This is a genomic window from Legionella sp. (assembly GCF_965140895.1).
Classification (GTDB): Bacteria; Pseudomonadota; Gammaproteobacteria; order Legionellales; family Legionellaceae; genus Legionella.
In genome coordinates this window covers 1-18,989 of the sequence record NZ_CBCSKT010000064.1, presented here as the reverse complement: position 1 = coordinate 18,989, position 18,989 = coordinate 1, and the positions used below count along the sequence as shown (strand labels likewise).

Below are 18,989 nucleotides of genomic sequence, written 5' to 3'. Positions count from 1 at the left end.
TTATCACCCAAGGATGGGGCTTGAAGGATTGGGGGTAACCTGCGCCATTTATCCGCGCTTTTATACCACTGCTAACAAAGAGCTCAACCCGCAGATACAATGGCTCCTGAGGAATACTTATTAGATGCAATAAAGAGTATAAACAAATGGTCGCAAGAGAAACTCAACGTTCTGATTTTTAGGGAGCATGACCTAATACCTAAACTCCTGCCAAAAATACATCGGTTTAGATCTACAGACGAACAGTCTTTCTATGCATTGGCAAAAGATCTCACTCGGTTGACTGTGGAGTGCCTTGATATTCTATCCATGAAAAAAATTGTATCGCCACCAAAAAATGCAAATTGGGGAAGTATAAAATATTTGGAGAATTTGTTGGCTTCAAAATATGATAGAACTCGGGTTAGAGAAGTAATGGCACCAATTGTTGGTGTGTATGAATTGAGACATGCTGATGCCCATTTGCCAACTACTGATATTGATAAGTCATTTAAACTCGTAGGGATAGATACATCTAGACCGTACGTTGAACAGGGTTTTCATATGCTATATATGGTGGTGGCAAGTCTAGAAAAAATAGCCGAAGCGTTAGAACAGTGGGAGCCGTAAACTTTAACTGCTAGAAAATGTAACTAAATATTCGTTTATAATTGCAATTATATCATCTCGTGATATAATTAATTATGAATACAATAGACCATACATTAGAAAATCTATTAGAGCTGAATGGCGAAAGAATCATCATTGATGAGGCCCTTGGTTTATGGGTTAAGTTCGAGGTTATTAAAACAGATAGCCGACAACAGGGTATTAAATACTCATTAACTTTACATGATAAATCCAATAATCGCATATTAGGTTTTGATAATAGCCATGAAATAAAATATGGAGCAAAAAAAGGGGTTAGCCCGGAAAGAACTTTTGACCATTGGCATTATGATGAGAACGATCGAGGTAGGCCCTATAATTATGTTAATGCAGGACAGCTTTTAGAAGACTTTTGGAATGAAGTGGATAAGCGTCTTGTTACCCTTAAGGAGAGTAAATAATGAATAAAGCAAGAATAGGCATTATGTCCCTTGAGCAGTACAAACAGCGCACAATTGCCATTGCCAAGGGGATATACAAGCCCAAAAAGGATGAGCCAAAAATTTGGTTTACATCAATGAAATCATTGGCTCATGTATTATCTGAAGATAATCAACTGCTACTCAAATTAATTATTGAAAATGAGCCTAAATCTGTCTCTGATTTAGAGGCGCTAACAGGATATAAAAGAAAGGCCAATAATATTCTTCGAACCTTGAGAACAATGGAACAGTATGGCCTAGTTAAGCTAGAAGCTAGCCCAAATAAAATACATAGAGGAAGGGCGCCTTTAATGCCTAAAGCTCTGTATGATGAATTTGATGTTGAGTTTTCTCTTCAGCAAGTCTGTTAATCTATGCGATGTGAGATAAGGAATGCTATATGGCCCTACATTAAGACCTCAGGCTGGGATCTTTATGGTAAGAGTGAGCAAGAAAATATTACTGACTCTGAGAAGAATCAGTTGAAGAAAACTGTACCTTTATTGGTTGCTAAGTATAGAGGTGAGCTATGAACGGAGAAAAGAGTTTAGGACAAGAGTTAATTGATGCTGTTGATGAGGCTTTAAAGTTGGAGGGAAAAGGGCGTATTGTTAGAACCGCCTTTGATGTTAAAGGTTTAAGGAAAAGCTGGAGTTAACACAAAAAGAATTTTCTTCCTTGTATCATATTAATTTAGAAACATTGCGAAATTGGGAGCAAGATAAAGGAATTCCTGATTTAACAAGCATCGCGTTTTTACATGTATAGAAAAAAACCTTTGGATATTAGAATGTTGCGTAACGATTAAAAAGAATAAAATCTATTGCGGTGAGGCATGGGGAGTAATTGAACGGGCAATTTTTTTTAAGGGCAGATAAATATAAATGGCAAATTATATTGTTAAAATACCGCATAATGGAAAAGATTTCTATCTTATATGGTGTACTATGACTGACGCTTCTGTAATACAAGGGTGTAGCTTGATCGCTTTGAAAAATTATTACAAAAATGAATATGGTGAAAAAGGATTGTTGGATTTATCTGAGCGCCTAGAGAGGGTTGAAAAGAAAGGGGTTTCTTCGCATATTCATGATAATTTTGAAGAATTGATTAAATGCAATAGAGCCGGGGATAATGAAGAGGAATTATCAATGCAGCAAATTATTGAAAAATATTGCAGAGAAGAAGACTATGTTTAGCACAAGATAGGGGTACGACAAGCAACGGAATTAAAAGATACTCTAACATCAAATTTAGCTCCATAGTAATCCATTAAATATAAATTTCAACCAACGAGCCGCTCTTATAAAATACTTACAAGCAATAAATAATAAAAATAAAATTATTAACTTTCAACAGGTTGAATACTTAGTGTATCTTTTAATTCCGTTGCTTGTCCTACCCCTTATTAAATAATTCAGCGTTGATACTCAAAAAACACTACATTTTCTTTTTTTATAATAATTCTTTTCACGCCACCCGACTTATAGTATCGTTATGACATCACATTAAATTTGAGGCCATAATGAATCACGAGATAACGAATAGCTTATTTAGTAATTTTCAATCGACTATTTTTAGGACGGTGAAAACTTTTTTGAAAAGAAATCCTGGCTCAGAAATAGATAAGTCAATTACCACAACCTTAAGAATCCCTGGAGAACTCAAAGAGTTTTATGAATGCCTCGCAGAAGCAGAAATGACTTCCATTAACACCGCCATAGTCAGCACATTGAATAAAGTAAAAGAACAGACAATCAATGAATATCAGAGATCGTATACTAAAATTAATGACAAATACGATTATCAAATGAACAGTTTTTTAAAAATTATTGATGCTCAAAAGATAGATTACAATGATCTGTGTCCACTACTGGAATGGCTAACGGGTTCTAAAATTGACAGAACAGATATCACTAATAAAGAAAAACTCATCAATATAATTGATAAAAAAGCGCAATTAGAAGCATGCCGAGTTTTTGGTTACAATTATGAATGGCTACAGGATAATCAACATTTTATCTCGTATAGCTGGCCTAATTTCCAAGCTCGTTGGTATAAGAATGTAGTACCATTTGTTAGCGATTTATTACCCAATTTTTATTTGGATGAAACAGTAGAGTCCTTTGAGTTGTCTTTTTTGTGTTGTGATAGATCTGTAGTACATAACATTATATCAGGCATCGTACCTCAGAAAGAAGAGCCCATTACCCCGTTTGTAATCGCCAATCGATGCATTAATGGCATAAAAACTCGCACCTATCACCAATTTGAGTCTTGCAATATTAATTATGATAAGTGCAGACTTCACTTTATCGTATTAATCAAAATGATTTTTGTCTTAAAAAGACATCATCTTATTAATTTTCCTAACGGCTATGTTGTTACTCCACAAAAACATGACATGATATTGGATGGAAGCCTACATCTTGCCGAGCTTTTTAATACCAAACATTTTTCAATTGATTTTTATTTAGACGATATAGAAAATATAGAAATTCCAGTTAGAGAAACGGCCGAAAACAATTACACGAATAAACCAAATATTTACCATGGATTAAACAACTCCGTCATACATCGTATTTTGACCTGGACTGATAAAGACAGTCATTCTATCGAGCTCACTGATGTTTTAGCAACCAAATGTGGCATGAACAAAAACTCTTTAGCTAAATATTTGAAGCTATTTGATTTAAAAAAAGGAGATTCACCCTCAACAGGCGTATTCCTCTCCTCAACAAAAGAGGAACCGATAACCATCAACTTAGTCAGAATTAGAGAAATAGAAGCAGAGTGGAATCAATGTAAGATACTAGATACTGCTTTTGGCTAACCGTTCAAGTAAACCAATCGTGTTTCATGCCATCGTGCGAGTAAATAACTTGGGCTCTGCCCCAAGTTTATAGTCCTTAAGAATGGAATTATTGGAAGCGATTAATGCAAAATGCCGTGGTCCAATATAAAAAAAGCCCTGGAAATATACCCTCATGAATCCGAGTAAAAGCATCCTTGGTTGCTACAGCAATTAAGTCATCAGGATTTGCCTGTATTCCAGTTTTGTAAAATACGACCAGAAGAGCCAGCGGCCAGAACCCCTAATGGATTATATTTTACTACGGTATCTTTTTATTAAATTTTGGTGTTGACCTTTGAAAATCAATACCATCCACCATAAAATAGAAACTTCGATTAAATCTACTATAAATTGTTTGCTAGAATAGGAATTTATATGAAAGCAAAGCTGCACAAATCTGAAGCATAAAAATATACATGCAAACATTTCAAAATGTCTCCAAAACAAAAAAATAATTTTACGAATGAAAAGTAACGATTTTTTTAATAAAGTTTCCTCATTACCTAAAATATTTTTTTCCTTGTGGCATTTTTTTGAGCTATCTTTTTGGGATTTATTTTTTGGAAAGGCGACCACGTTCGACATAACGATACTACTCCTTTCTAGCATTAACAGTTATATTCCTTTTAGGTGTGTAAAAGAACACGAAAATCACGCCTAGAAATATAATGGAGCAATGCAGTATAAAATCGTACGTAGCATGATTATTTGTATGTAATGACATTTTTAGAAAGGACAATAACAAATCCAAATAAACAAACCACTTGATAAATGGCCATAATAAAACCAAGGTTGTACGAAGAAACGTGAGCATTGAAATAACGAACGAGCTCGCCCAATTCCTTTTTTGGGTACTTTGAGCTGGCGTAGTGTCAGCAGCATTACATTGCTTTAATTTTTGAGGGAACAAAACAACGTTCGTCATGGTTTCTCTCCTTTTATTCCTTAATCCTTTGATTAATATGCTCTTTTAAATCAAATTAAATACAATTAATAGGGTGACTAAAACAATCATTATTCCCGAAGCAAATAAGGCCGTTATCGAGTAAATTTTAGTGCTTGACCTAATGGTGTTCAGCTCATTGATCGTATTTGTCATAATTTCCTGAATCGAGTGAATCGCATGTTCCGAACTTTTCTGCACTAATCGGGACATGATTTCTTTACTTGAGGCTAATGAGGCATTTACAATTTTTTCAGCTTTCTCATGAGCATCCTCTTTCCACTTCGCACAGCACAGCTCTAACTCACCTTTAAACGTCATCAAGAGTTCCTGGTGTGCTTTTTTACTGTCTTCAATGAGTTGTTGATTCACGGTATGAAGCATTAGGATGGGATCATCCTTCCCAAGTACAGTGCCGTGCTTTACGGCAATTTCTTTAATTAAGTGATCAAGTTCCTCAGACATTAGAGCACCACCACATTATCTAACTGAGAAAATAGTTGATCCCGAACAATTTTTAAACGCTGCCGTGTCATAATATTAGTTTGAGTATCTTCCAGTGCTTCATTAAAGGTTATTTTTTTCTGCAGCATATCCGTTAGGTCACGACCATAGGTTTCTTCTTTCAAGGCAGGAATGTGAATGAGCGAAGAAATGCGCTCTTTATTCTCACGATAAACTTTCATTTGCTCAAAGGGTTTACCTTCATGCTCAATGGGACCCCAGTATGGATTTAACCAAACAACAAAGTGTGTATCCAAAGGAAATTGACTAATCAGTTGAGAGAAACCATTCATGGTATCCAATAGTGCTTGTCCCCCAGTAATCACGGAATGCACAACCAGCTCATGGCCTAACTCCTTCAATAAAGCAGGAATCTGATTACTTATTAAATAATGGGACAATGGGACAAAAGAACTGGCCCCATTATCAATGATCACATCATTTGGAGTCGATGCAATCCATTCAATCAGTGTGTCAAAATGGCGGGAATTAATTTCATCTCCGTCCATGATTTCTAATCGTTGGACATTCAGCGCTTTAAACCCATGAAATGTGGCATTAATCGGATCGGTATCAATGCACAAAGGACTATGCCCCTTATGCAATTTATATTGTGCTGTGGTGGCCGAAACAAAGGATTTTCCCACACCACCTTTGCCTTGCATTGTTATATGTATTCTCATTATAAAAGTTCCTCCGGGTTGGGTGTTGGTCGAAAAGTAAACCCAGGTATCCCCTGGTTTGGTTTACGTTCATTGTTATCCCCAGCCTTGGGTGTTTTTATTTCTGATACGGTTTGTGCCGATTGCTCTGGACTTTGTGACGACACAATTAATTGCGATACATAAGTCCTAAACGTTTTGTAGCTGAATTCAATTTTACCTTCTTCCACTAAGGTTTCCCAGATCACTTTCTTAGACCAGCCCACCAAGAGTGCTTCATGAATATCCTCTTTTAAGGCAAGAAAAGCCACTTTATTTTTAGAGTTGGTGGATTTCGTTTTTCGTTCTTCCCGCTCGGCAATTCGTTTTGCTAAAGAGAGTGCCATATAGTGATTCAGTAGTAGTTTTGATAACTATAGTGTATTTAGTTTTATGCGATTTCTCAAGGACTTATGATTTTATTTTTTGCCTCTTTACGCCCTTTTGCGCCTTTATTGGTTTTTAGGCGAGCTTAACCTTGCTCTATACGTACATTGATGCCTATTAACTATCTAATTGGGTATAATTACCTTTTGCGTACAAAAAAAATCATATAAAAGCAAAAAAGAACCTGTTAGTATTCCAATTAAAGGCGTCGAAAAGCTGGGCAAGATAGGTGAAGTTAGCTAACCAGTAAACTGGTCAACTCTCTTCACAAAGCTTATTCGCACCTTCGGTGCTCAACGCAAATCTTGGTCAACTAAGATGTTTTGAGCCTTCACATACAGTAACTAAAGGATTGCAACCACTTGAAAAAGAGGGAGGCTTTCCTATGCGTACAAAAAATAGTACCAACACAAGAAAACACAGTAGACATTTACGAGTCCCAGTCCTTTCTTCTGAAGAATCCCAAATAAAAAATAACGCCCTAAAATCTGGTCTTTCTGTTGCAGAATACCTACGTCGTTTAGGTTTGGGATTTCAAATTGGCAGCGTTATCGATCAAGAAAACATACAAACACTGGCCAAGATTAACGCGGATTTAGGTCGGCTGGGTGGATTACTTAAACTATGGCTTACCAATGACGAACGGTTATCTCGCTTTAGTCCCTCCATGATCAACGAATTAGTTCATCGCATACAAATCACCCAAGATGCGTTGTTGAAAGCGGTGAAAAAAATATGATCATTCGTCACATGCCTATGAAGAGCGTTAAAAAAAGTAGCTATGCGCGCCTGGTACGCTATTTGACTCATGGACAAGGAAAAGAGGAACGGGTCGGCGAAATTAGAATATCCAATTGCCGTAGTCTCGATCCTGTTTGGGCAGGACTTGAGGTGAAGGCGACTCAAGATAGGAATAAGCGAGCTCAAGGCGATAAATCTTACCACCTCCTTATTTCATTTGCGCCAGGAGAATCATTGACACCTGATGTACTAAAAACAATTGAAGACCGAGTTGTCGCCTCAATTGGTTTATCAGAACATCAACGAATCAGTGCGATACATCACGATACAGATAATCTACACATCCATATTGCGGTGAATAAGATTCATCCCATTCATTACACCATGGTAGAGCCCTTTCAAGCATACAAAAAATTTTCAGCAGTTGCCCAACAGCTTGAATCAGAATTTTCTTTAATCAAAACAAACCATCGATGCCAAAAAGGACGTTCTGAAAATCGAGCAGATGATATGGAACATCATTCAGGAATAGAAAGCTTAATTAATTGGGTAAAACGTCATTGCCTGGACGAATTAGAAAAATGCCATGATTGGACATCATTTCATAACACTCTAACCAGGTTCGGTTTAACTCTTGGCTTACGAGGAAATGGTTTGATACTTGAAAGTGATTCTGGACTAGGTGTGAAACCCAGCTCTATATCGAGAAATTTTTCCAAAAAGAAATTGGAAGAACGATTTGGGAGTTTTCAACCCAGCACAAAGAAAACACGGACAAAACATTATTCTTATACACCCAAACCTCTGCATCAGGGAAAAAAATCTCAAGAACTTTACATCGAATATCAGGCAGACCGCACACGTGAAAAACAGAGAATAGCAGAAAAACTTCGAGTTCTTCGTGATAAGAAAACTAGATTGATTCGCCAGGCGAAAACCAAGGGAAAGTTAAAACGCGCAGCGGTTAAAATGACTAAGGACGGCCGAGAAAACAAGAAGCTGTTATATGAGTTCATCAGTAAATCCCTTAAAGAAGAAATGGGCAAGATCATGAAGCAATATCGGATCGAACGTGAACATCACTTGGCCCGAAGTAAAGGAAGCACCTGGGCGGACTGGCTTCAAAGAAGAGCACTTGATGGCAATGAAGATGCGTTAACCCTAATGCGGCAAAGAGCTACGAAAACAAACAATCACTATTCTTTATCGGGCCGTAATAATAAAAATAAGTTGGAAAACTCCACGTCAATAGATGGCATCACTAAAGAAGGAACTGTAATCCAAAAAGTAAACACATGCACGATTCGTGATAATGGCAAAGAAATAAGCATTTCGCGTGGAGTCTCTGTTGAGGGTCTTAAAGAAGCAGTCCTACTGGCAAAAAAACAATATGGTGATTGCATTGCGGTTAATGGCTCAAAATTATTTCAGAGCACTATTTTAATGGTTGCTGTCCGTTTTCAATTAGACATTCGATTTGATGATCTCAATTTGGAATTACAGCGCCAGAATTTAATCAAGAACAACGGAGGTAGTAATGAGCAGTCAAGATCATCTGGAATTATCCATGGAACAGCAACTGGAAGAGGCAATGAAGTTACTCCAGCAAGAAAGCCCACTGGATACTCCAACACACGAGGAAGAAGTAAGCGTATCAACTCAAAATCCAAGCCGAACTTTGAGCGCATTGGACAATGCCCGCCGCCCGAAAGTAAAAACCGCTTGCGAAGCCTGTCCGAACTCCATGTGGTTCAGTTCGCCCGAGGAGGTGAAGTGTTACTGCAGAGTCATGTACACGATAACTTGGAGCGCAAAGGAACCCAATCTGATCACACAGTGCGACGGCCAATTTATGGTGTAAAACAGGAAAAAGGTACAAATCGCATCAAATAACTTAAACCATCCGCAAAGAATCTTACTCGACTCTCTGCGGACATTGGGGTAGGAAGATTAACTATAAATTAGGGCATTTTGTTCATTTACAAAGGGTGAACCCGTGTTTTTGCTGTCGTTTGTTTTATTCCTTGTTGTTTCTGAATAATTTTCTTAACCACAGGTTTTATTTGACGTTGTACACCCTCAAATCCAAGATGGCTATTTTGAGCCAGATCATTAAAATCACTAAATTTCTTGGGATTTCCTTCTTGTTCATCGGGTGCGAATATTGGAAAAATTACATGCCCATCAACTGAAGACGCAGCCTCTAAAGCTTTTTCTTTTCCTGGATTACACGGTTTTTTAGTCGTTTCGAGATGCTTATCATCATCACCTGCAATCAAAATTGGTTTATCGGGAAAACGTTCTTTTAATCCTTGAGCAACAGTTTTTAAATTACCGGCATCAAAAGCAGAGACTACTGGAAAATCCAACACTTGTTTTAAAGTTGCAGCCGTAGCATACCCTTCAGCAATAACGATGGCTGGAGCAAGAGATAGATTTTCCATACCTCCCACAACATGAAAACAACCCTCTTTACGACTGTCCTTAGCGAATCGTTTTGTTCCATCTTCCTTAATGTACTGCATTGTCCAAATGTCACCATTTTTATCGAAAGCAGGCACAAAGAGTGTATTTTTCTCTTCATCAGTAAATACACCCGGATGAATTTCGATTCCTTTTGAGTTTAGATAGGGCGTGGTGCTTGAAAGCTCTTGCAATCGCGATAGTTTTTGCTTTAATTGCATCGCTGTGTTTTGGTGAAGTGCCTCTAACTCAGCCTCTCTTGTTTTGATTTTCTCAAGTGCTGTTGCTTTGAGTATCGCTTTATCTTCATCAGATAACACATACCCTTTGCTTTTCCACCTCATTTCCTGACCTGTTCGATTATTTTTAATGTATCCCGCAGGCAGGCCATCTAAATGCCCCACATAAAACCCCGCTTTTTCACCTTTTTTATCGCCTTCCGCCTCAATTCGGTGTTTTTTGCCGTCCATTAGGGGATGGTGGCCTGTAACAACAAATCCCATACTGATTAACACGTCTTTAAATTCATCAATTGGACTAAGTACAGGTTGTTGTGCAGCTACTTTATTGTCAGGAATCCAACATTTTATTTTCTCCAAAGAGACACCAGGTTTAGCAAACCAGCACTTATGAGCCTTATCCCAGGCAATTCCTGATGTGCCATCAGGGAGCGTTCCAATAATTGATTTCGCAGTGTCTTTTTGATCAAAAGGTATCGCCAACCACGTTTTTTCTGCTACGACATTTAGGTTTTGTTCCGAGAGCACCGTTTTGCTCTCCAGCCACGGCGTTAACAATTCCAAATTTGCTCCCTCTCGCGCATACCATTTTTTTGTTTCTTTATCCCAAGTAATAGCTGGGTCCCCATTGGAAAGCACCCCTGCAATAGATTTTACGGTGTCTTTTTGGTGATAAGGGATAGCAAGCCAAATTTTATCCGCAAGTGCATTGATTGAATTCATAGGCTCATCCGTTACACGTGAATCCTCCCTGGATTCGGTCTGTTGATACACTGTCTGCTCTTGAATTTGTACTAATGAATGAAGGTGATTTGAAATCTTCTCTGCATCTGAAGCGGCTCTGAAAATTTCCATGGGATCCTCTTCCAAAACGCGGATCCACGACTTGATGTATGCCGTATGTTGTGCTGGATCGTGCCCTATTCCTAATTCATCGCCCAACATCATACTGGCAATTTCCGCACGTAACTCTTCTTTAGCATAACCTTCACTGCCAAATGGATGGCCTAAATCGCGATTTAATCTGGATTCATGACCCGTCCAATGGCCTAACTCATGTAAGGCGGTAGCATAATAGAGTGCGCTCTCCTTAAATTGGCTTTTCATCGGCAAATGGATTTCGTCAGAAATGATACGGTAAAACGCTCGATCCATTTCAGAATGGATAATGGTCGCACCGGATTGAGCTAATATGGATTCAGCACGCTCCAATGGGGACCATTCGGGCTCTTTAAGAATCATTGGAGGCATGCCCTCTATTTGACTGGCATTAAACACGGTGGCGTAAAATACCTGGGGTCGCTCGAGCTTTACTGTGATTTTAATCGGCTTCCCTTCTTCATTTAAACTAGGTTGACCCAGTTCATCCTTTTGAATATGTTCTTCCGAAAATTTCCAGTATTGAACCAACGTTCCTTTCTCACCTTTCCTGACTTGAGCTCCGATAGACTGAGCCTGATTGTAGGTGAGCCAACGATTATCAGGTGTGTCAGCCTGCATTAAAATTAGGGCGTTGATTCCCTTATATCTTTTCCCAGTGACCGGATTCATAGGTAATTGACCTCCTGGGACTCCAGGATTCCATGGTTTTAACCAAGGTGCTGTACCTTGCTTTAATTGCTCAATAATTTTGTTGGCAACGTTTTGGTGGTATGGGATTTTATCCATGTTTAGCCTCCAAAGCGTCTTCGTCAGTCAGTGCATCTTCAATGAATGCGCCAAACATATCAGCCTCTTCAGGACTCATTTCAACAATAAATCCAGGAACCATTAAATCGTTAAGCTTTTCTTCAAGTACCTCTAGCGGTGTAGTTTCTTGATTAAGCATTGGTGTTCTCCTTTTTAAGTGTGTATTGTGGTTTGCCTTTAACATCAGGATAGGTTTGTTTGCAGTTGGGATAAGAGGAACAGCCCCACCAATACCCTTTAGGGCTTTTACGTTGGATTAGTTTTTGACGACAAGTCAGACATTCAAAAATGCGGTGTGGTTCAGACGCCTTTAATCCATTTAAGGTAATGGATTGTTGATTCGCTACGTTAACCTGCTCTGTGACAAACGCGGTTTGCTTTTCCATAAAAGAGCCAAACTGTTCTGGTTCTTGTTCAATAGTTTTTAAAATACGTTCAAACATTGCCGTTAACACAGGACTTTTCACCGTCTCAGGTAAGGCATCAACAATACTTTGTCCAAGTAGGGTGCTTACGATATTTTTTCCCTTCGGTTCAATGAATCCTCTATTTTTTAGTTCGCTAATAATTGATGCTCGGGTCGCAGGAGTACCAATACCGTCTCCGTCGCGAAGCAATTTTTTATGTTCCGCATCGGCGATGTACTTATGAATATTTTCCATAGCACGTTGTAATGTCCCCTCAGTAAAACGAGCTGGAGGTTTTGTTTTGGTATCAACGCGATTCGCCTTGAGGCAATTAACTGGGCTCCCTTGAGAGACGACAGGAAGTATTTGGCTTGATTCCGACTGCTCCAGTTCATCAATAGGCTCCTCATAAACGTCACACCAACCGTTTTGAACAATCGTTTTTCCTTTGGCAATGAATAGAAATGACTCCACATCAATCTCAATGGAAGTACTTTCAAATTCATGTAGTGGATAAAATTGGGCAATGTAGCGTTTAACAATAAGCTCATAGATAATGCGTTCCCGGGGAGACAACCGCTCTTTGGAGCCTTGATGCAATGTCGGAATAATTCCAAAGTGTACGGTGACTTTTTTGTCATCCCACGTTTTGGATTTAATGGAAACATCCGCTTTTTCTATAAGGTGATTTAATTCCGGATTGATGGTGCTTAGCCTGGTTAAAATAGCACGGGCATCCACAAATTGAGATTCAGGTAAAAAACCACAATCAGTTCGAGGATAAGTCGTGAGTTTATGGGTTTCATATAACCCCTGGCACACGTCCAGAACTTCGGAGGCTGAAAAACCATGTTGGTTCGATGCCTCCAGAGTTAAATCAGATAAAGAGTAGGCTTTAGGGTGTTGTGTGGTTTGTAATTCCTTTTTATACGCTTTTATTGTGCCTAAACGGCCTGAAACTTGGTCAACCAACCTATTAGCGAGATTTAAATCTATTAATCGGTCCTCCTCATCAAGGCCCTGTTGATTCTCACCAGCTTTCCAATCGGCTAAAAATGTTGTGTTCTGTGCATTAAAAGCGGCTTTAATCGAATAGTATGGTTTGGATTGAAAGGCGGCTATTTCTCGGTCGCGCGTCACAACAAGTTTCAATGTAGGTGTTTGAACCCTCCCTACGGTAACTAATGCTCTTTGTCCGTTTTTAGACGCATTGAGCGTGTACGCCCGACTTAAATTCATGCCAATTAACCAATCAGCCTGGCTTCGTGCTAAGGCAGCACGACCCAACCCATAATAGGCTTGATTATCATTCATGGAAGAAAGGCCACGCTGAAGTGAGGTAGAGTCGTGTGCCGCAACCCAAAATCTTTTCACCGGTTTTTGATTATTAAAATAGGTAAGTACCTCATCGACTAAAAGCTGCCCTTCTCTATCCGCATCTCCTGCATTAATGATTAAGGTCGCGTCTTTAAGAAGGTTCCCAATTATTTTTAGCTGTTTTTTACTGTCGGGTTTGGGTTGGATAATCCAGTGCGAGGGGATAATGGGAAGGTCTTCCATACGCCATAACTTTTTTCCTGTTTTAGGACTTTTAGGCGCATCTTCTGGAGTATAGCAATCAGGCTCAGCAAGCTCTAATAAATGGCCAAAACACCAGGTAATACGATCGCTTCCGCAACAAATATAGCCTTCTTCTTTGCTACTAATTCCTAGCTCCTCGGCAATAGCTTTCGCAACAGAAGGTTTTTCTGCAATAAATAATCTCATTTTTTTCCTCACTTAGATTAAGACTTACCAGATAAATACTGGGTCAATAATTCCCTTAACTTGCTTGACCTGAATCAGACCGAAATACCGACTATCAAATGACAAGCTATTTTGATTGGTCATCGTGACGAGCTCTCCGGCCTGAAGCGTATACTTTTTAACTCGCCATAGAGGCATAGGACGGTTAAATCCATCATGGATGTGGGGCTGACTAAACCGAATCTGCCGATGATTCACAAACACCCCTTTATCTGTGCTTGAAACCTCATCCCCCGCCAACGCGACTACCTGCTTCATCACATAACCGTAATCATTGGAACAAAAACCATGATTCAAATAGCCCCGTCTTTTTCCTAAACGAAATGCCTCTCTGTCATCAGGACAGAATAAGACGAAGCTGTTTCTCTTAATTTCGCCCTGATGCACTCGATAAATACCTTTGGGAATCGAATCGCTAATGTTAAATTTGATGCCCACCAGGAACAGGAAGACTAAGAAGCAAAAAAGACCAGCACAACTAATACAAATCCAAACAGAAATTTTTTTCATAATTGGATTTCCTCATCCTCTGTCAGTCTTTGACGAATCACATCGGAACACCCAGGTGCTTCAACCGCCGATCGCGCAATAAACACAGGATCTTTAAAATACAGAGGCTGTTTGCCATACGTCATTGGAAATCCTGCTACATAAACCACCATGTCACCTGCCTCTGTGATCAGGCCATTGATGTCTTTTTTAGGACCAGGCATCCGTAAGCATTCATCCACGGTCAAAAGTGGCCTGGACACTTCTTGGGTCGTTTTCGATATTTGCGTTAAAAAGGCGGATATTCGTTTACCACTGGTGGTGACATGCTCTTTTACAACCGTTGTTTGACCGGTAAGCTTGGATAGATGTTCTGCTGTTTCCACTCTGTTGGGAGGGTAGGCGTTTTGAATATGGCAGTTGGAGGTAATTGTTTCATCTGGTCCATAGCCTCGCTCCCGGCTTTTAAGCTGATTAATGTCCTGGCAAATGAGATAAAATTTAAGGCCATACCCGGCAACAAAGGCCAAAGACTCTTGCAAAATATCCAATTTTCCAAGACTTGGGAACTCATCAATCATGCACAGGAGCCGATGCTTGTATGTTTTTTTCGTTTGGATGTATGAATGCGCCGTTTCATCAAGTCGTTTTTTCCTGAACATGTTTTTGCTTGCGGATAAACGCACCAGAGGTGTAGTAACTCGTTCAAATTCCATTTTATCCGCCAACAATCTGACTATCATATTAATCAGGACTCGAACTAAAGGCTGAAGTCTGGCTTTATCGTTGGGTTGGGTAACAATATAAAGGCTCACGGGGCAGTCATGGTTCATGAGATCTTTAATACAAAAATCAGAGGCCGACACGTTATAGGCTACAACGGGATCACGATATAAAGATAAATAGGATTTCAGCGTAGATAACACAGAGCCTGCCTCATCTTCTGGCCTATCGATCATGTCACGTGCACTGGCGCTAATTACCGGATGGGTCTTGCCATCAACATGGGGGTATTGAGTCATCTCAATGAGTAGATCCGCAATATTGATGTTGGGATCCACCATCATGCGATCAATATTAGGTAATGTTGCTGGCTCCCCGGTGTCTTTTAGTTTGTACAGGCAATGTAAGATGAGTCCTACCAACAACGCCTGAGATGTTTTTTGCCAATGTGATTCAAGTCCTTTACCATCAGGATCAACTACCAGCGTCGCAAAGTTTTGTACATCACCTACCTCAGCCTCAGTGCCAATCCTAATTTCATCCATAGGATTCCAGCGTGCACTCCCCTGGCGCGTTGCGGGTTCAAAACGAATCACTTTGTTTTTTGCATATTCTTTGCGCCATCCTGAGGTTAATGCCCAAAGTTCTCCTTTTAAATCGGTGATAACCGCCGAGTGTTTCCAGGACAATAAGGTCGGAATCACAAGGCCAACTCCCTTTCCTGAACGTGTTGGAGCATAAGTTAAAACATGCTCGGGCCCGTTATGACGCAAATAATGGATCACGCCTTGCTCTTCAACAGCCCCGACATAAACACCCTCATTATGACCAAATAACCCAGCCTGACGTAAATCATCCATGTTCGCCCAGCGTGCTGAGCCATGCAGGTATTCACTGACTTTATCTTTTTTTAAATAATGGCTAATTAAAAGAATGGCCAGAAACAGCAAGGAGGTACTCATGGTAAAGAGGCCAAAAGCGATGTCAAAATAATCAGGATAATACGACTTCCATTTAGCCCACCAAACGAGCACTTGCCATGGGGCATAACAAGAAAATAAGGAAGGGCCCAACACCGGTGCATAGTTAAATTTATAGGCCATAAATTGAGTGGCTAATTGCATACTGACCAACAAGGCCGCCAAAACAAACCACATGAGGACGTATTTTCTTTGAGGAGCCGCGGATTGCTTTACTAATGGGCCTATGGCTTTATTCTCCTTCATGCGCTCTCACCTCTTAATGTGGGTGAAAAGACAGAAGCCAATGCACTTTCGGCGGCTTGATTACTCGGCATAAGCACTTTAGATTTACTGATAATAGGGTGCGATGGAGCATAAACCACCCTATCCTGGTGCGTGAGGGTGTGTCTTTGTTGAATGGAGGTAGGTGCTGCTCCAGGAGTGGTGACGTGATAAGTTTTGAAATTTAAATCCAGCCAGCGCTGCCATTTCTGTGCTTTTTTGATTAAGTCGGCCCGATAAATACGATTGTATTTCGGTGTTTTCGAATGGTAATTTGCAGCTCGAGTCCATAGGTCTTGGCTATCATGAATTAAATGGCCACGCACTCGCCAAGCAGCTAAATCATAGGAATAGCAGCCTCGATGCGCCACATCTGATGGCTTAATCCCAAATCGTGCCAAATCGTTTAAATACACCGTATTTAACTGCATACTTCCTACATCATAAGTTCCATTACTATTTTTGCTCCACTCCCCAGGTTTCCCGCCCTCTTTTTCAGCGATGGCAAGTAGGATGTTCGTGGGTACTTGATATTTAATCGAGGCCATAATGGTGCAGGCGACACGTTCTTGATGAATAATCGACACATCAACAGGAATGGGCATCTTATTTTCCCTTGTTTTGATGTTTGTTAACAAATTGACTGACTTCATCATGCGTGTCTGGACTCGCATCATGACTGTCATCGGGAACATTAGAATAGTTCGCACCCGCACTTAAACTGCCTTCAGAATCAGGAGGCTCGGGTTGATCTGGATTCGTATTCTCTTCTCCTGTGACTTCGTGGAATTTTTGATTGATTGCATCAGCGATTTGTCCACCTGGAGTTTGAGCCACACGCGATGCAATGGCTTCTTTGGCTGTATCTATTTTTTGACTCATGACATCAAACGTCCCTGAAGCAAGGTGCGACCCAAAGGAGGTTGCAAACTGACCGGCTTTGCCTACGGCGGATGAAAGGCCTGGCCCATCCCCTTCGGAACTACTGTACTGTGATGCGGCTTTAAACGCGGCAGATAATGCAGAACCGCCTCCTGCCATATTCGCTAAGCCTGCTGCAGCCATTGTGGCGCCACCAGAAAGGGCTGCCCCCGCCATGCCCGCAGCCGCCATGGCGTTGCCCACACCAATTCCTGAGCCTCCATTAAAACCACCACCGGAGACAATCCCGGAGAGCATGGGCGGTATTTTGTTAACAATCGCCAATAAAATGATGGAAACAACCAGCATCACAAACAGTTCTTTGATTGTCATTCCCTCTGTGGACATGGCCGAGTAATAGTGATCGATGAATGAACGGCCAATACCCACAATAAGAACCATGGCAAACGCTTGCACAGCAATTCCCAAAACCGTTTTGTAATAATTAATTGCAATGTCTTGTGTCCAACGTCCTCCGCCAAATCCTAAGAGGATGATTCCGCCATAAGTAATCATCCAAGCAGAAATGAGCAGCAATAACATATTGACTGCGACCAGTGCCAAAACGACCAAAATAATCGCGGCCACAATGAGTCCAACCGTTGTTGTTGCCGGTGACCAAATCGATGAGTTGTCTACTACTTTAGACGCAATATCGAACCCCACATCAACCATACCTGAAGGCGATACGCCGTGATTTAGCCCTGAAGCATTTGCAGCAATTTGCCTTAGTGAAGCAATAATGGCTTTTGCCATCGCTGGCCCATTGATTAATAACCAATAGAAAAATCCAGTGACTATGAAAAAGCGTACGGTTTCTGCAAAGAACTCCTGAATTTCAGCGCGCTTTAAGGCCATTAAACTGTACGTCCAGATCATACTAAGAAGCGCTAAACTCCAAAAAAGCCAGCTGGCATATTCGGTAATTTTTCGCTCCCAAGTCGAGGAGTTTTGTTGAAATCGATTTAAGATGCCATCAAATAAATTGGCACCATTAATTCCCGATCCGGCATAAAGACTTGAGGCACAAAGCAGAAGCCCCAAGAGCACACTTAATTTAATCACTGGGTTTTTCATAGAGTTACCACGACATCGGTTTGCTTTTTTTAAAACTGCCCTTTCTAAAACAGGCATCTCCTATGGCTTGCAATTCCTCTTGGGTTCGCCCCTGTCTTGAACTCTCGCAGGTCAATTGAGCTAATTGTTTTGCCTTATACTCCGCTTTAGCTTGTTCGCTCTCGCACCCTGTTAAAAGACAGGATATTGTCAGTAAACTTAAAGTGATTTTTTTCATTCTCGTTCCTTAGTGTTGTTTCAATGAGTTACCACGATTTGGGTGTACTTTTTTTAAATTGTCCTGCCCGAAATCGTTCATCGCCTACCGCATAAATTGCCTCTTTATTGGCAATAGCGGCAGCACGTGTCGCTTGCGCGTTGTGCTGCGCAATCATGAGGCTTCTTATTTGCATGAGTTGGTGATTTTCAGCGCTGGCTAATTCCGAGGCTGCCTGAATTGCTTGTTTTTGTCCTTTAGCTGTTTCTGCATGACGCTGTAATTCTTTGAGCCGTGCTGCATCGGACTTGATGTTTTGTTGCTGCTTATCAATACCACGCAACATGGCATCATTTGCCCTTTTTTGTGCCACCGAGGCAGCCATTTTGTTTTTTTTAAGGCGAGCCATTTCATCCGGGGTGAACCGCGATTTATCGTAGAATTCTTCACTCTGATAACGTTTAAGATAGGAGTCCAGGCCTCCTGCTTCCTTTTTGTACTGGTCGAGTGTATCTGTGGTATTGATTAAATTGGT

General features: G+C 40.4%; 21 protein-coding genes. 8 read left to right on the top strand and 13 right to left on the bottom strand.

Annotated elements, in window-relative coordinates; genetic code table 11:
- The first annotated feature begins 99 nt into the window (after positions 1-99).
- From ACQY7T_RS08670 to ACQY7T_RS08645, 6 genes are all read left to right on the top strand, one after another.
- Entirely contained in the window at positions 100-609 is a 510-nt protein-coding gene (locus ACQY7T_RS08670) for a hypothetical protein (protein WP_428412696.1), read from the top strand.
- 74 nt (positions 610-683) lie between these two features.
- Positions 684-1,049: a toxin-antitoxin system TumE family protein gene (locus ACQY7T_RS08665; RefSeq protein WP_428412694.1), complete on the top strand. Its 366-nt coding sequence runs from the start codon at positions 684-686 to the stop codon at positions 1,047-1,049.
- Positions 1,049-1,441 carry a transcriptional regulator gene (locus ACQY7T_RS08660; RefSeq protein ID WP_428412692.1) on the top strand — a complete coding sequence of 131 codons (393 nt, stop codon included), beginning with the start codon at positions 1,049-1,051 and terminating at the stop codon, positions 1,439-1,441. The genes ACQY7T_RS08665 and ACQY7T_RS08660 overlap by 1 nt, the downstream gene beginning before the upstream one ends.
- Positions 1,442-1,599: 158 nt before the next feature.
- Positions 1,600-1,728, top strand: a complete 129-nt coding sequence (locus ACQY7T_RS08655; protein ID WP_428412690.1) for a hypothetical protein — start codon at positions 1,600-1,602, stop codon at positions 1,726-1,728.
- 289 nt (positions 1,729-2,017) lie between these two features.
- Positions 2,018-2,269 (top strand): hypothetical protein, encoded by a 252-nt coding sequence (locus ACQY7T_RS08650; RefSeq protein ID WP_428412688.1) that lies wholly within the window; start codon positions 2,018-2,020, stop codon positions 2,267-2,269.
- Positions 2,270-2,595: 326 nt separating this feature from the next.
- Entirely contained in the window at positions 2,596-3,903 is a 1,308-nt protein-coding gene (locus tag ACQY7T_RS08645; protein ID WP_428412686.1) for a hypothetical protein, read from the top strand.
- Positions 3,904-4,516: 613 nt separating this feature from the next.
- Here the strand turns inward: ACQY7T_RS08645 and kleE are convergent.
- From kleE to ACQY7T_RS08625, 4 genes are read right to left on the bottom strand one after another with little or no spacing between them, the layout of a single operon-like run.
- Positions 4,517-4,849, bottom strand: coding sequence for a KleE stable inheritance protein (gene kleE / locus ACQY7T_RS08640; protein WP_428412684.1), 333 nt, complete (start codon positions 4,847-4,849; stop codon positions 4,517-4,519).
- Between the two features lie 45 nt (positions 4,850-4,894).
- Positions 4,895-5,332 carry a conjugal transfer protein TraM gene (locus tag ACQY7T_RS08635; RefSeq protein ID WP_428412682.1) on the bottom strand — a complete coding sequence of 146 codons (438 nt, stop codon included), beginning with the start codon at positions 5,330-5,332 and terminating at the stop codon, positions 4,895-4,897.
- Entirely contained in the window at positions 5,332-6,057 is a 726-nt protein-coding gene (locus ACQY7T_RS08630) for an ArsA-related P-loop ATPase (protein ID WP_428412698.1), read from the bottom strand. The genes ACQY7T_RS08635 and ACQY7T_RS08630 overlap by 1 nt, the downstream gene beginning before the upstream one ends.
- The gene (locus ACQY7T_RS08625; protein ID WP_428412680.1) at positions 6,054-6,419 is read right to left on the bottom strand and encodes a TraK family protein; all 366 of its coding nucleotides are present in this window, start codon (positions 6,417-6,419) and stop codon (positions 6,054-6,056) included. Before ACQY7T_RS08625 ends, ACQY7T_RS08630 begins: the two co-directional genes overlap by 4 nt.
- 425 nt (positions 6,420-6,844) lie before the next feature.
- Here ACQY7T_RS08625 and traJ point away from each other — a divergent pair, with 425 nt between their 5' ends.
- Complete coding sequence (traJ, locus tag ACQY7T_RS08620; RefSeq protein ID WP_428412678.1) at positions 6,845-7,198, top strand: conjugal transfer transcriptional regulator TraJ; 354 nt, start codon at positions 6,845-6,847, stop codon at positions 7,196-7,198.
- On the top strand, positions 7,195-9,093 hold the full coding sequence (gene traI, locus ACQY7T_RS08615) for a TraI/MobA(P) family conjugative relaxase (RefSeq protein WP_428412676.1): 1,899 nt from the start codon (positions 7,195-7,197) through the stop codon (positions 9,091-9,093). The genes traJ and traI overlap by 4 nt, the downstream gene beginning before the upstream one ends.
- 86 nt (positions 9,094-9,179) lie before the next feature.
- On the opposite strand, the gene ACQY7T_RS08610 is transcribed toward traI, so the two are convergent.
- The 9 genes from ACQY7T_RS08610 to ACQY7T_RS08570 all read right to left on the bottom strand — a co-directional run.
- Entirely contained in the window at positions 9,180-11,570 is a 2,391-nt protein-coding gene (locus ACQY7T_RS08610) for a zincin-like metallopeptidase domain-containing protein (protein WP_428412674.1), read from the bottom strand.
- Positions 11,563-11,730, bottom strand: a complete 168-nt coding sequence (locus ACQY7T_RS08605; protein WP_428412672.1) for a hypothetical protein — start codon at positions 11,728-11,730, stop codon at positions 11,563-11,565. Before ACQY7T_RS08605 ends, ACQY7T_RS08610 begins: the two co-directional genes overlap by 8 nt.
- Positions 11,723-13,765, bottom strand: a complete 2,043-nt coding sequence (locus ACQY7T_RS08600) for a DNA topoisomerase 3 (RefSeq protein ID WP_428412670.1) — start codon at positions 13,763-13,765, stop codon at positions 11,723-11,725. Before ACQY7T_RS08600 ends, ACQY7T_RS08605 begins: the two co-directional genes overlap by 8 nt.
- A gap of 24 nt (positions 13,766-13,789) precedes the next feature.
- On the bottom strand, positions 13,790-14,314 hold the full coding sequence (gene traF, locus ACQY7T_RS08595; protein ID WP_428412668.1) for a conjugative transfer signal peptidase TraF: 525 nt from the start codon (positions 14,312-14,314) through the stop codon (positions 13,790-13,792).
- Positions 14,311-16,242 carry a type IV secretory system conjugative DNA transfer family protein gene (locus tag ACQY7T_RS08590; protein WP_428412666.1) on the bottom strand — a complete coding sequence of 644 codons (1,932 nt, stop codon included), beginning with the start codon at positions 16,240-16,242 and terminating at the stop codon, positions 14,311-14,313. Before ACQY7T_RS08590 ends, traF begins: the two co-directional genes overlap by 4 nt.
- Entirely contained in the window at positions 16,239-16,865 is a 627-nt protein-coding gene (locus ACQY7T_RS08585) for a conjugal transfer protein TrbN (protein ID WP_428412664.1), read from the bottom strand. The genes ACQY7T_RS08590 and ACQY7T_RS08585 overlap by 4 nt, the downstream gene beginning before the upstream one ends.
- Before the next feature lies 1 nt (position 16,866).
- Positions 16,867-18,258, bottom strand: coding sequence for a P-type conjugative transfer protein TrbL (gene trbL, locus ACQY7T_RS08580; protein ID WP_428412662.1), 1,392 nt, complete (start codon positions 18,256-18,258; stop codon positions 16,867-16,869).
- Between the two features lie 4 nt (positions 18,259-18,262).
- Positions 18,263-18,475 carry a hypothetical protein gene (locus tag ACQY7T_RS08575; protein ID WP_428412660.1) on the bottom strand — a complete coding sequence of 71 codons (213 nt, stop codon included), beginning with the start codon at positions 18,473-18,475 and terminating at the stop codon, positions 18,263-18,265.
- 28 nt (positions 18,476-18,503) lie between these two features.
- Positions 18,504-18,989: P-type conjugative transfer protein TrbJ (locus ACQY7T_RS08570; protein ID WP_428412658.1), on the bottom strand; the 486-nt coding region annotated here is incomplete at its 5' end.